The sequence below is a fragment of the Bacillus paranthracis genome, assembly GCF_001883995.1.
In the GTDB taxonomy this organism is placed as follows: Bacteria; Bacillota; Bacilli; order Bacillales; family Bacillaceae_G; genus Bacillus_A; species Bacillus_A paranthracis.
Genome location: NZ_MACE01000071.1, coordinates 54715 through 68097, shown reverse-complemented (window position 1 = coordinate 68097; position 13383 = coordinate 54715). Strand labels below are relative to the sequence as shown.

The window sequence follows — 13383 nt, the reverse complement described above, 5'->3', positions numbered from 1 at the left end:
AAAGGGATATGCCAAATAATATGAACAAGCCAATTTGAAGTAGTGCAAACAGTATATAAACTATTAGCATAACAAGTTCTTTTGTATTCATTTTTATAAAGCTCACTTTATTACCTCCATAATGAAATTACTTAGAATCTTTGATTTTTCTTGTTGCATTAGGTTCTCCTTCTAAAATATAATTATATTAATACCAAACCGGACGGTTCGGTTCGAAAACTAATGATACTATAAGTTTCTAGTTTTTTAAACCCCCTTTATAAATTATTAATAAAATAAAAGCAAAAATATTAAGATGTTCGCATAGTTAAGAAAAGGGTAGTTTTTAATGTTGTTGTAATAATTGAATATGAATTTGAAAGGATGTACATCATGATTTTAGTTAGTTCTTGCTTAGCTGGAAAACCAGTAAGATATAATGGTACTGCATGTTTAAACGATACAATTCAAAAATTAATTGATGAAAAGAAAGCGATACCTGTTTGCCCGGAGTTATTAGGTGGTTTTGTTACACCGAGAGAACCAGCTGAAATCTTGGGCGGAGATGGATATGATGTTTTAGAGGGCAAAGCAAAAGTAATGGAACGTTCCGGTAATGATGTGACGGAATTATATATAAATGGTGCCATGAAGACTTTAAATTTAGCACAAGAAATGCAAGCTAGCCATGTAGTTTTAAAAGAATATAGCCCTTCTTGTGGCAGTAAAGAAATTTATAGTGGTGAGTTTGTTGGAAAAAAGGTAACAGGAGTCGGCGTAACGACTGCTCTATTAGAAAGTAAGGGCATTAAAGTTATATCTGAATTAGAATTAGATAAATTAATTAATAAAATATAATATTAGAGGGCACATTTTAACAATTCGCTTACCGAAATTATCAAACTTTATTATAAAAATAAATAGCTTGTAAAATTTCAACTCACGCATTTTAATCAAATTTTTTTCAAAATGCGTGAGATTTTTTTGTGATGAAATCAATGGTTTCGCTTAAATTTTAATCAAACTTAATTTCAAACCAACAAATTCACTTATTTTACATGGATAATATAATTTGATTAACTTCTTTTCAAACTGTATTGTTTGAGATTTTCATAAGATAGCGATTGATAAGATATTTCTGTTCCGAACTTATTTATACTCACAAAAAAATCAAGAAAATAGAGGGTAAACATTACCTAGAATATTAGGATCGTTTTCATTAGGAGGACAAAGCATGACTAAAGTTGATAAGGTAAAAGAAAAAATTATTGAAACATCTTTATATTTATTTAATACTAATGGGATAACTCGCACATCCATTCAGGATATAATGACAGCCACTGAACTACCGAAAGGATCTATTTATCGTAGATTCAAAAATAAAGAAGAAATTGTTCTTGCTGCCTACGACAAAAGTGGTGAGATTATGTGGAGTCATTTTCATAAAGCAATGGAAAATAAAAAAACAGCAATCGATAAAATCCTTGCAATTTTCCTTGTATATCAAGATGCAGCTAATAATCCTCCTATTGCTGGAGGCTGTCCATTACTTAATAGCGCCATTGAAAGTACTGGCGTATTTCCAGAATTACAAAAAGCAGCAGCAAAAGGCTATGATGATACAGTAATGTTAATGGCCTCTCTCATAAAGGAAGGAATAGAGAAACAAGAACTTAAAGAAGAGATAGACATTATATCGCTCGCTTCTTTTCTTGCCTCTTCAATGGAGGGAGCTATTATGGCAAGTCGAGTATCTAACGATAATATACACCATCAATATTTCATTGAACAAATAAAGCATCATCTTTACTCTTATTCTAAATAAGTGAGAACTTGCATCGCCTTTATCAGCTGCTCAAAAAGAACGGTCGTAAATGTCATAGGTATAAGAAGATGACCGTCTTTGATATTCTAGGGATTGTGTATAAAACGACAGTGAAGCATAGATAAGCTGCCTAGCGAAAAAATCACGTTTTAATAGGCTTCTTTAGCATGCCTACTTTTCTATCAATTACTAGTTTTGAACCAAGAATCGTTTCATATCTAGTAAGTTACTTGTTTAGCTTGATGGACATGCGTTGGTACCCCTTAATGTAAAATTGAAATATAGCCGTACCGTTTATAAAAAAGTTGAATCAAAATGTTATTATGTCAGTTTCCCTTCTTCCACTAACTGGCAGTTTAATTTAATAAACGATGTTATAATTTAAATCAATTAGGGGGGATAAATTTGAAAAAGAAATCTATTGTTCTTTTATGCTTGTTAATTTTCAGCATGTTAATAGCATATTATTTTTATCAAAAAAATCAAAATGAAGAATTCGTTAGATGGGGCGATAGTATACATACTGTTAACACTGAAATATTAAAAGAGAATGATATTGAATACAAAATTGAAAACGATAAAGTTTATATTCCAAAAAGCTCTCTTAGAAAAGCAACATTTTGCTGTTCCTAATAAAAATACAGAGTTAAGTTATAATTCTAATGTTTGATTTAAAAAATGTTTTAGACTATAGAAAAAAGTATTAATCTATTAAAAAATAGTTGTAGACTGAAAAGGTGTTTTCTATATGTGAAAACACCTTTTATTTCTGTAACTCCATTTATAGTATCCATTTTCCTAGTGAGAATTTTCCGAATGTGTAAGTTTGAAAACATCACGTTCTGGAATGTGTTTATATAGCATGTTTTCTTCTTTGACAAGAATATCAGGGGTACCGCCAGCATTTCGGAAAAAAACCACGCTAAGAGAATATATATAAGAAAAGAGCCAGAATTTACCCCGCTAAGAGTAAATCGGCTCTTTAATATATAAAGGATGCACAGAAAAACCTAGAGGGGTTCAGCCGAGATACTTGTAGAAATGGGTCATAAGCATACATTATTTTACAAATACATCTTATCTTGAAGGTATATGGATTATATAAAGTTAAAAATATAGTGTTAAACCCAAAAAAACACCATAACAGTGTTCACGGTGTTTTCCATATTAAAAATAAGACTATTATTTAAGTACTCTGAAACTGATTCATATTGTAGAAATATCCATTTTAAGATAATGATACGCTTCAAAATCTTCATTAAATATATCTGTAACTAATTTTATAGCCTCCGTATCATAAAAGCTCTGATATGTCGGCAGCCGAGGGAAAGATGGATCTGTAATGTCAGCTTCAGCGTAGTTTCCCTTATGAATCATATTAGGCGCCTGATGATGCCATGATCTCGTTAATGTGTCTAGTGGGATAGTCTGTAAGTTATATTTGTTTTCTATTTTTGAGATTTCATTAGAGAAATTCTCTAAATATATATAATTGGTTACAAACTCTTCTTCTCCTTGAATATATTGTTGTGAATAGTGTGGATTAAGATAGTCAGAATCTGCCCCATTCGCGTGAAGATAATGTAAAAAATGTTTAAATGATTTTTTCTTTTTGCATGTACTGTCGTTATAAATAAACTTTCTAATAGGTTCCCACTCTGGATTTTCTATACCTGGTGGAGCAATAAGGGGTCACCATACCAGAAAAAGAAAATTGTACGTTTAGACAAAATTTAGACACATTTAAACTGATTCCTGTACGTTAAGGAACCGATTACTTAGTTTACTACTTTTTTTAAAGAATCAAATAGTGAAAATTTCGTGGAAATTTGCTTAACGTAAGTTTTATATCAACTATTACGTTGGAGTACAGCCAAGGTACGTGTATTATCTACTATGAAAATCAGGAATATTTAAAGTATTCTAAGAAGAAGAATTGAGTGATAAGCTACGTTAACTACTTGATATCTTAACTAAGTAAATTATGTATTTAATGTATTCAAGGTAGTGCAATGAGAAGGTATCGAATAACCTTGCTTGGATAAACCGTGTCTCTTAAGAGCTCCTTAAGGCGCGTCCGTTACCTTGAGGGCAACGAACGGTTGTAGACTTCGATGTTGCAAGGATCGTTGTCAAACAAATTGTTTACATGTATTCAATGTAAAACTCTTATTAAATTAAGGTTTTTACTCCTAAGTATAGATAACATGTATATCTCGTCTGTATCCCTTTTTGACTTGCTCTTGATTGACCAAATAAGTCAAAATACCTTTCTAAATTTCCCTCTGATATTCCCCCTATTTTATCTTATTCAAACTTGCATTCCAATAACCCATTTCTCATACGCCTGTTTCTAAAATAATAATTTAAATTGGGACCTCTGAGAGATCCCAATTAATTAAAAAGTAATGTCTCCTCTTGTTACATCATTTACAATTTTTATACTAATCCCTCTAACATCTCGAAGACTTCTAAATTATTTTTTTGGTAGTTCAGGGAATAAATAATGTAATATACAGATGGTCAAACGTCTGGATTTGCCTTTATACGGATATATATGCATATACATCGATGGATTAAAGTTTGCCTCAATAATTCCATAAGCATTTTTATTAGCTGCAGGAACTTCTGTATTTTCAATAATCAAATCAATACCACTAATATTTGCTCCAAGTGCCGACACAGCATCTACGGCAATTTTCTTATAATCATCGGGAATTTGATCTGTCATATCAATTGAGTCTCCACCTGTACTGACATTAGAATTTTCTCGCAGAAAAACAATTTCATCACTTGTTGGAATAGAATCTTTTCGATACCCTTGAGCTTTAAGCATTAGGACCTCTAATTCACCTAATTGTATATTTTCTAAAGGTGTTCTATGGTCCATTCCTCTTAATGAATTCAGGTTCTTTTGAGCGACTAACTCTTCAATCGTATGTGAACCGTCTCCTATAACATTGGCAGGAATTCGTAATAAAACGGCAGAAACTTTGCCATCTAGCACAAAAAATCGATATTCTGTTCCATTAATAAATTCTTCTATTAATACTGATGAGTCCTCTTTAAATGCTATTGTGAGTGCTTTTTGATAGTCTTCGTAACTTGCTCCGTTTTCTTTAAAGATAGATATTCCTAAACCATAATTTGTTGTTTTTGGTTTAACGACAAAAGGCTTTCCTGCAAATATATCATAGGAACGTAAGGCTTTTTCTATATCACTAAATTCCTCACCTATTGGTACACGAAATCCATGCTGTTGAAGAATTTTCTTTGTTACTGTTTTATTTTCCATAATTAATGGTGATATATAACTATCTTTACTTGTCATATTCCCATTTTTCACATATTCAACATGATTTCCTAACTGTAGTTTTAAAAATTGATCTTGTCGATCTAAAACGTCTACTTGTAATCCTTGTTGAATAGCATCAAACATTAAAATTTGTGTAGACAACTCCATGTCAGTAAATCCTGATAGTTGATATGGTTTATCCCATGCTTTTTTATAATTTTCTTTAGCAATACGGGAAGCTACCTGACTTTGACTACTTTTTATAATCTCTTTATAAAGTCTTCCAGCTAAAGTCTTACTTGGATCTGTTAGCATTTCTCTCAAGTTAACAAATAAGGTATTCGAAACAGTTATGTCTAACAGCCCTGTTAAATGTTCCATCTCATCAATAATACGCTCAGCATCTGTTTTAAATTGCGTATGTTCTAACGGATGTTCAAGAGCCACTAAATTATTTTGAAAATCACCGATTTTTACCCATTCATCATTATTATCGTCTTGATCAATCCAGAGTAAATAGATGAGGAAAAGATGTAGAAATTCTGCTTGTTCATGGCTAATTCCATATGTTTCAAAAGGATTTAAATCTAGGTTTCTTAATTCAATATAACGAATCCCATGATTTTTTAAATCTGAAACTTGAGGACCGCCCCTTAAACGGACAGATGCATAAAATTCTTTTTCTTCTAATAAAACCCCTTTACTTACCAGCGAAGAAAGATCAGATATATAGTTCTGTAAACTACTATAGGATACTTGAACATCATTTTCATTACTATAACCATATTTACTATTTCTAATGCTTCTTACGGCGTCATTTAAAGGATTTATTTCAAAGAAATTCTTTTCACTACTAGGAGAAGCACCGAAGAAATAAGTTATTAACCATCGATAGTGTAAATAATTCCTTGTGACTTTCAGATAAATTTCTGTTTTAAATTGATGATAATCTTTTATTTCTGATTGTAATTCAAATAATGCCTGAATCAAATTATCGCTAAATTCAAAATTGTAATGAATACCACTAATCATTTGTTTTCGTCGACCATAAGAATTAGATAAATATCGACGATATAAAACATTTTCATGATTATTAAGTTTCGCAATAACAATATCTTCTTCTTTTTCGGGCAACTGTGGTGGCATGCTTAATGGCCAAAGCATTTCGTTATTTCCCATAGAACGATAGGCAACATCATGGATAGCTGCTAAATAATTAAATAAATCTCCTAGTGTCTCAGTAACTGGTGTGATTAATTCCATTTGTGTTTCAGAGAAATCTCGCTGAATATAAGGATGTTCATCTCTTACTGAAATACTTTTGGGATGTTCCGTTTTAGCTAAACTTCCTGATAGGTCAACTCGTTGACTTTCTTTTTCAACTCCAAAACGTGCTTTTAATAAATATGGTTTAATACGGTCATTGTTTAACATTTTTTTCATTTCCATACAAACTGTACCTCCCATCAACTCAAATATTTGATATAGAAATAGCTAAAATTATAACCATTATTTTTTTGAATTTAGCATTTGGATATTAATGGCCAAAGCATTTTATTCTTATCCACGGAAAGAGAAGGGATTTCACGAATAGCTGCTAAGTAATTAATCATGTCTTCTAATGTTTTAGTATTAGGCTGAATATATGATCTTGTATCTCTTATCGAAACGGGTTTAGACGTTTCAGTGGAACTTTCAAATAAGTCAACTTGTCGATTTTCCTTTTCGATCTCATAACGAGATTTTAATAAGGATGGTTTAACACGGTAATTAAATAACATTTTTTTAATCCACATGAACTCTTCCTCCCAATTTATTTGTTTTTACAAACGATATAATATGACAAAATATAACAATCAAAAGCACCCACATCTCTACATGCGGATACTTTTGTTACTATATTTTGCTGTAAACTTAAATACTTCATATGCCATTGGAAGTGGGTATTGTTGTAAATAAGAATCATCTTAAATACTTCATATGGAAAGAGAAATGCTCATTTAAGAAAGTGGAAATAAAGAAGTAGCTATGATCATAGCCCTCCATTTTTTTATAAGTTACCATTTGACTATTTTTTTGAGCGTTCTCTAAGAAAATATGTTCTTCCAATTGTTTCGGATAAAACTCGTCTTGACTACCTTGCATAATAAGAATTGGTGGAATAGTAGCTTCTTTAATTAATTCTGAAGCATCCCATTCTTTCCAAGAATCTTTGTCTTCACCTAAATAAGAGGTGAAAGCATTTATTCCCCATGGTACTTGACTAGGAGTTAAGATTGGAGAAAAAGCAGAAACCGCTTTGAATCTCTTAGCATTTTTCAAACCGATCACTAAAGCCCCATGTCCTCCCATTGAATGCCCCATTATGCTTTCTTCACCTGAAAAATTAGGTACTATAGTCGAAGCAATGGATGTTAATTCATCTACGATATACGAATACATTTTATAATGCTGTGCCCAAGGATCCTGGGTAGCATTTAAATAAAAACCTGCCCCTTGTCCAAGATCCCATGCTGCAACATCAGAAACGTATTCTCCACGTGGTGAAGTATCTGGCATAATCACTGCAACTTGATGTTTTTCAGCCAAACGTTGAAATCCACTTTTTTGACTAAAATTATCATCTGTACAAGTTAAACCAGATAACCACCATATAAGTGGAATTTTTTTCTTTTCTTTATTTGATGGTAAGTAGATACTAAATTTCATATCACATTGCAAGACTTCGGAATAATGGCTATACTTACGTTGCTCTCCTTCGAAAGAACGATGTTGTTCAATACATTTAAGACTCATTATCTCACTCTCCGTAAGTTAAAATCGTACGAATGGATTCACCTTTGTGTAATAAGTCAAATGCCGCATTGATGTCTTTAAATTCTAAATGATGAGTAATAAATGAATCTAAATCAATATCACCATGCATATAATCTTCGACCATTTCTGGAAGTTCAGATCTTCCTTTAACTCCACCAAAGGCTGATCCACGCCATACTCGGCCCGTTACTAATTGGAATGGACGAGTATGGATTTCTTTACCAGCACCAGCTACTCCGATAATAATACTTTCGCCCCAACCTTTATGACATGCTTCAAGAGCGGATTTCATTACTTCAACATTACCAATACATTCGAAGCTATAATCCACGCCACCATCTGTCATTTCGACTATAACTTCTTGAATTGGGCGATCATAATCTGCAGGATTCACAAAATCAGTCGCTCCCATTTTTTTAGCGAGTTCCCATTTTTGGGGATTCAGGTCAACTGCAATAATTCGGCTTGCTTTTGCTTGAACCAATCCTTGAATAGCTGCTAATCCAATCGCTCCTAAACCAAATACAGCTGTTACAGCTCCTTCTTCAACTTTTGCAGTGTTGTGTACAGCACCAATACCTGTAGTCACACCACATCCTAATAAAGCAACTTTATCTAACGGAGCGTTTTCATCGATTTTCGCTAAGTTAATCTCATTAACAACTGTATATTCACTGAATGTACTAGTTCCCATGTAATGATAAAGGGGCTCTCCATTATAAGAGAAGCGAGTTGTTCCATCAGGCATTAAACCTTTACCTTGTGTTTCTCGTACAGCACTACATAGGTTTGTTTTACCAGAACGACAGAATTTACATTCTCCACATTCAGGTGTATATAGTGGAATAACATGATCCCCAGGTTTTACTGAAGTAACTTCATCACCTACTGAAACGACAACACCAGCACCTTCATGGCCTAATACAGCAGGAAATACTCCTTCTGGGTCGTCACCTGATAATGTAAAAGCATCTGTATGACAGACAGAAGTATATAGTATTTTTACTAATACCTCTTTTGCTTTTGGCTCTTCTACATCGATTTCTACGATTTGAAGTGGCTCCCCTGGCTTAAATGCAACAGCAGCTCTACTTTTCAATTGAATCCCTACTTTCTTTTTTTATTGTTTACACCACTATAATTACACTTTATAATTTTAATTACAATACTGACAAATTTGTCACTATAAACATTTTTTTCGCGAGAGGAAGGTCAAAAATTATGGTTATTCATTATAAGGACAAGGAATTTTTCACTGGAAAAGATTTAGCTTTATCTGTGATAGGAGGGCGTTGGAAAATAGCAATTATATGGTGTTTGTTACAACGTTCGCCATTAAGATTAAGTGAAATACAAAAAAAGCTGCCTGAAGTTAATCAACGTATGTTGATTAGACAATTAAGAGAATTAGAAGACGATAAAATAATTACTCGATGTGTATACCCCGTAGTGCCTCCTAAGGTTGAGTATGAACTTAGTGAAATTGGTCATCAACTAGAGAATGTTGTAACAGCCATCTGTGATTGGGGAGATGACTTTAGTGATTTTGTAGAAAAAGATTCGGACGAACTTAGTTGAAGAAACAAGTAAATATCGATTCATTAAAAATAGTGCGTAATTGTATGACTTAATCCATAAATTTGCATACAAAAAACCGATAACTTTGCATCGAATGCTGTAAAGTCATACGTAACGACTAGTTAAGATAATTAACGAAAATATACGCTAAGTAAATTTCGACATAAAATGAGCCGAATTTCCTACTCTAAGGAATATTCGGCCCATATGCTTTATTTAGGTTGTAATTTGTTCTCTTCATATTCTTTTAGTATTTTATAAAAAGTATTTTTCTTAAGTCCTAATAGTTCCATAAATATAACGCTCGTTATCTCTCTTTTTTTCCACTGTTCATAAGTTTCTTCAATTATAATTAGTTGCTTTTGACTTAATACTGAAAGGGTAAATGGAGGACGCCCTAAATGCTTACCTTGGGATTTAGCAACTGCAATCCCTTCTGCTTGTCGCTGATGGATTTTTTTACGCTCTTGATCTGCAACATAGGAAAGTAAAGATAAAAACTGATCTTCCATTAATCGACCCATATCACCCATCTCTCGAAATTTACGACTATCAAACAGTGTTTCATTTTCTAAAACAACAATATCAGCTTGTAATTTTCTTGTTATGTACTTCCATTCTGAAATTACCTCATCATAATTGCGGCCCATACGATCTAAAGCATCTATGTAAACAATATCACCTGTACTCAATATTTTTCGTAATAATTGATATTGAGGACGATCAAAATGTCGCCCACTTGCTTTATCGACAAAAATGCGCCGAGCCTCCACCCCACGTTCCATCATCTTATGTAATTGACGTTGTTCATTTTGATCTTTTGTACTTACGCGTATATATCCATAAATATTCGCCACGTTTGGTATTCTCCTTACATTTGTTACCTTAATTATACCATTTTCGTTTATAAAGGTATTCATTGAAAATAAACGTTTATAAAAATATTTCCATCACCTTTATAAACTTGATAATTCAATGTTTCATAGATGTTCTTTGGCTGTTTGTAAAGGTATACCTTTTTAAACGGTTAAAAAATCTCAACCTAATAAAGTAATTTTTTTAGACTATCTTTATGTTTTCGCATTCACCAATAATAAGTATTCTGTAGATTTTATCAATACCTAAATACCTCTAAAAAATATATATTTTAGTAAATGATGCTTATTGGAAAAGGGGCTAATGAACATGAAGATAAAAAAGAGGCAATTGGTAGCAACTATATATCCAGGTCAGTTATTTAGTACTGCAACTTTACCCGAAGGCACGAGTTTTTTGAAATGGGAATTAGCAGGTAGCGGTGATTTAGATGATATTCTTTTTGACGTAATGGAAGATAAATTCTGGGACATAGATGACCTTATTTTTAGTGATGTTTTACACGAAAATCGAACTGAAGTAGTACAAAATAAAGAACTCTACATTGATAATGTTCGGAATGCTACATCATTAGTTGGAATAAACATATATGCTTTAATTTATGAATAAAGACGCCGCAATATTTCTCAATACCCATTTTTTTCTACAAATTGTATATTTTAGTTAGGTTGCTGTAGTAACCTAACTAAAATATACAATTATTATGAAATGGGGAATGGAAATGGAAACAAAAGCGACAGTAGAGATTGCAAGAGTAAGATCAGGTAAAGAGCCACAACCAGGACAGAAAAATCGTTCAAGTGGCAACTTTAGTACTGAGAATCTTCCTGCAGGAACAAAATATTTGAAATGGGAGGTTATAGGAGGCGGAGATCCGGACTTTATTAGCTTTAATGTAATGGAAGATAAGTCCGCTGCAACGGACCCTACTCATTTCTCTGGTGTATTAAGTGGCAATCGGACAAGTGTTATATCAAAAAGATCTCTTTATATTGCCAACCCTAAGAATGCTACCTCTGAATTTACTGTAATCGTATCTGCCATGGTTCAATAAGTAAAATCAAAAAAGAGACTACGAAATATTTTTTTAGTCTCTTTTTTATCTGTTACTTCGTAGTTCTTTCTATTTAACTTGTTTAGAAAGAATAAGATTTTTTGATACTTGTGGGAATAAAGTTTCTTATGTAGACGGACACGGGAACCTATTACATAAAGAATACTCCTGTGCTTTTCTCAATATAAGTGTATCTTATGATTGATTAAGAAAATTCAAATTTATGTTACGCCTGTATGAGGAAAGTTTTTTGATTTAATAGGGAAAAATACTATAGGGAGGAATAAAACATGTCTTGGAAAAAGAAATTAGGTGTGGGAGTGGTTTCAGCCGCTCTTGGTTTATCTTTAATCGGTGGGGGGACATATGCTTATTTTAGTGATCAGGTTGTGACAAATAACGCATTAGCCGCGGGGACATTAGATCTTGCTATGCAGCCTACCACTTCTCTCAATTTAAATAATTTAAAACCTGGGGATAAAATTTTAAAAAAATTTAATGTAAAAAATAGTGGTACGTTAGATATTAAAGATGTTCTAATGAAGGTAGATTATACCGTGAACGATTTGAAACTAGATAATCAGGAAGATGATTTTGGTAAACATATTAAAGTACAATTTCTTTGGGATTGGGATCCAGCAAAAAGTCCTATATACGAAACAACTCTTGCAGAATTAAAATCACAAAATCCGGAAGTCGCGTCTCATAAAGTATTCCTTTCAAAATGGGCAGAGACGGGTGGATTAAAGGCAGGTAAGATGGATTGGTTCTGGATAAAGTTTATATTTGAAGATAATAAAATGGACCAGAATATGTTCCAGGGAGATAGTCTTGCGATAAAAATGGAATTCCAAGCGAATCAAACAGAAGGACAAGAAAGATAATATTGCAAGACCCACATCTGGAAAATCTAACACTTCTAAGATTTAACATTTTAGAAGTGTTACTTTCATATTTCAAATTGGGGCAAGACTTGTGAAAAAAGAGTAAACTGTAATCTTACTAATTTTTTATCTGTTAAAAAAATTTTGCAGCAGAACCCAGCACGTTATCTTGGTTCTCATTTTCTTTTACCTTAGGCTTTGTCTCATATAGATTGTTTAATACACGATTATACTCGTTCCTTGTAATTTCTTTATTATATAATTGAATTAATAAATCTTTATGTTCTTTTGAAAAGGCCATTTTATCAAAAAACTTAGGATACATAGTACCATTCTCTCCGCTTCATGTTGGGTTTTATATGATAAATCAGAAGTAGAAAAACCCATATCTATATAGAATAGGGATGGGTTTTTCAGTTACTGTTTTAGACGTCGTTGTATAGTATAAATATTGGCTGAGTCTTAAATTATAACATAAAAGTTATACTCCTAGTTATTTTTCTAAAGGTATCAGGTAACTACAAATGTGCGAAAGTCCCGTCCGTGGGCTTTAGAATCGAATCGTGGAGATTGCATGTTTATATACAAGCTGTTGCTTCCCCTCATATTCTATTAAAATAGAAAAAATATCATATCCTCTTATTATTCCTTTTATATGTAGTCCTTTTAACAGAATTAACATGATATTCTTCCTCTTTTGAAACGCTTCTTGTAATAAGTATTCCTGTGAAAATAGCATGTTCTTACTTCTATCCTTTTGAAATGATTGTAATTTCGTTTTCAATGAGTTCTCCCCCTATTCTCCTCATACAGTCGCTCTGTATGGTTCTAGTTCAGCTAACTGTTATTTTGCGCCGTTTGGAATTAGCGTTAGCCTTCCCCCTACTAGTTTTACATTCTTTGAAGTATTTCTCCTGTGGTAGGACAAGCGCCATGAGCTGTATATTTTTGTAGAATAATCGCATCTTTTTCTACAAAGATCTCTAGCGCATCCACTGTATCCACCTATGAATTTTTTCTTGTTTCTTTTGGTATTACAATTCGTCCTAAATTATCTACTTTTCGTTATTTTAAA

14 protein-coding genes and 3 pseudogenes are annotated in these 13383 nt (G+C 32.6%); 7 read left to right on the top strand and 10 right to left on the bottom strand.

The features are described from left to right. A pseudogene (locus BAQ46_RS24805) lies at positions 1 to 106 on the bottom strand (CPBP family intramembrane glutamate endopeptidase); the annotation flags it as partial. Positions 107 to 372: 266 nt separating this feature from the next. Here BAQ46_RS24805 and BAQ46_RS24800 point away from each other — a divergent pair. The 3 genes from BAQ46_RS24800 to BAQ46_RS24790 all read left to right on the top strand — a co-directional run bounded on the left by BAQ46_RS24800 (position 373) and on the right by BAQ46_RS24790 (position 2437). After that, complete coding sequence (locus tag BAQ46_RS24800; protein ID WP_000604767.1) at positions 373 to 837, top strand: 2-thiouracil desulfurase family protein; 465 nt, start codon at positions 373 to 375, stop codon at positions 835 to 837. A gap of 376 nt (positions 838 to 1213) precedes the next feature. Beyond that, on the top strand, positions 1214 to 1804 hold the full coding sequence (locus BAQ46_RS24795; RefSeq protein WP_000169643.1) for a TetR/AcrR family transcriptional regulator: 591 nt from the start codon (positions 1214 to 1216) through the stop codon (positions 1802 to 1804). 405 nt (positions 1805 to 2209) lie between these two features. Then, complete coding sequence (locus tag BAQ46_RS24790; RefSeq protein WP_000730337.1) at positions 2210 to 2437, top strand: hypothetical protein; 228 nt, start codon at positions 2210 to 2212, stop codon at positions 2435 to 2437. Positions 2438 to 3010: 573 nt separating this feature from the next. On the opposite strand, the pseudogene BAQ46_RS31245 reads toward BAQ46_RS24790, so the two are convergent. From BAQ46_RS31245 to BAQ46_RS24765, 5 genes and pseudogenes are all read right to left on the bottom strand, one after another. Continuing rightward, a pseudogene (locus tag BAQ46_RS31245) lies at positions 3011 to 3493 on the bottom strand (sulfotransferase family 2 domain-containing protein); the annotation flags it as partial. A gap of 787 nt (positions 3494 to 4280) precedes the next feature. Further along, positions 4281 to 6548, bottom strand: coding sequence for a bifunctional glutamate--cysteine ligase GshA/glutathione synthetase GshB (gshAB, locus tag BAQ46_RS24780; RefSeq protein WP_000425291.1), 2268 nt, complete (start codon positions 6546 to 6548; stop codon positions 4281 to 4283). A gap of 74 nt (positions 6549 to 6622) precedes the next feature. Further along, on the bottom strand, positions 6623 to 6895 hold the full coding sequence (locus tag BAQ46_RS24775) for a hypothetical protein (RefSeq protein ID WP_000264855.1): 273 nt from the start codon (positions 6893 to 6895) through the stop codon (positions 6623 to 6625). A gap of 166 nt (positions 6896 to 7061) precedes the next feature. Next, positions 7062 to 7895, bottom strand: a complete 834-nt coding sequence (gene fghA / locus BAQ46_RS24770) for an S-formylglutathione hydrolase (RefSeq protein WP_000053341.1) — start codon at positions 7893 to 7895, stop codon at positions 7062 to 7064. A 4-nt stretch (positions 7896 to 7899) separates the two neighbouring features. Continuing rightward, positions 7900 to 9015, bottom strand: a complete 1116-nt coding sequence (locus BAQ46_RS24765; protein WP_000842153.1) for an S-(hydroxymethyl)glutathione dehydrogenase/class III alcohol dehydrogenase — start codon at positions 9013 to 9015, stop codon at positions 7900 to 7902. 122 nt (positions 9016 to 9137) lie between these two features. On the opposite strand from BAQ46_RS24765, the gene BAQ46_RS24760 reads away from it, so the two are divergent. Beyond that, positions 9138 to 9494 (top strand): winged helix-turn-helix transcriptional regulator, encoded by a 357-nt coding sequence (locus tag BAQ46_RS24760; protein WP_000234699.1) that lies wholly within the window; start codon positions 9138 to 9140, stop codon positions 9492 to 9494. Between the two features lie 212 nt (positions 9495 to 9706). Here BAQ46_RS24760 and BAQ46_RS24755 read toward each other — a convergent pair whose 3' ends face one another. Beyond that, entirely contained in the window at positions 9707 to 10351 is a 645-nt protein-coding gene (locus tag BAQ46_RS24755) for a recombinase family protein (protein ID WP_001284335.1), read from the bottom strand. A gap of 328 nt (positions 10352 to 10679) precedes the next feature. Here BAQ46_RS24755 and BAQ46_RS24750 point away from each other — a divergent pair, with 328 nt between their 5' ends. From BAQ46_RS24750 to BAQ46_RS24740, 3 genes are all read left to right on the top strand, one after another. Beyond that, on the top strand, positions 10680 to 10979 hold the full coding sequence (locus BAQ46_RS24750; protein WP_000694314.1) for a hypothetical protein: 300 nt from the start codon (positions 10680 to 10682) through the stop codon (positions 10977 to 10979). 112 nt (positions 10980 to 11091) lie between these two features. Beyond that, on the top strand, positions 11092 to 11424 hold the full coding sequence (locus BAQ46_RS24745) for a hypothetical protein (RefSeq protein WP_000448097.1): 333 nt from the start codon (positions 11092 to 11094) through the stop codon (positions 11422 to 11424). A 290-nt stretch (positions 11425 to 11714) separates the two neighbouring features. Beyond that, a complete protein-coding gene (locus BAQ46_RS24740) occupies positions 11715 to 12308 on the top strand; it encodes a TasA family protein (RefSeq protein WP_000118547.1) in 594 nt (197 codons plus the stop codon). A 133-nt stretch (positions 12309 to 12441) separates the two neighbouring features. Here the strand turns inward: BAQ46_RS24740 and BAQ46_RS24735 are convergent, their stop codons facing one another. From BAQ46_RS24735 to BAQ46_RS24725, 3 genes and pseudogenes are all read right to left on the bottom strand, one after another. Continuing rightward, on the bottom strand, positions 12442 to 12633 hold the full coding sequence (locus BAQ46_RS24735; protein WP_000283264.1) for a hypothetical protein: 192 nt from the start codon (positions 12631 to 12633) through the stop codon (positions 12442 to 12444). Positions 12634 to 12858: 225 nt separating this feature from the next. Then, positions 12859 to 13092 (bottom strand): RNA chaperone Hfq, encoded by a 234-nt coding sequence (gene hfq / locus BAQ46_RS24730; RefSeq protein ID WP_000850601.1) that lies wholly within the window; start codon positions 13090 to 13092, stop codon positions 12859 to 12861. A 60-nt stretch (positions 13093 to 13152) separates the two neighbouring features. After that, a pseudogene (locus BAQ46_RS24725) lies at positions 13153 to 13349 on the bottom strand (AbrB family transcriptional regulator). Positions 13350 to 13383 lie beyond the last annotated feature (34 nt).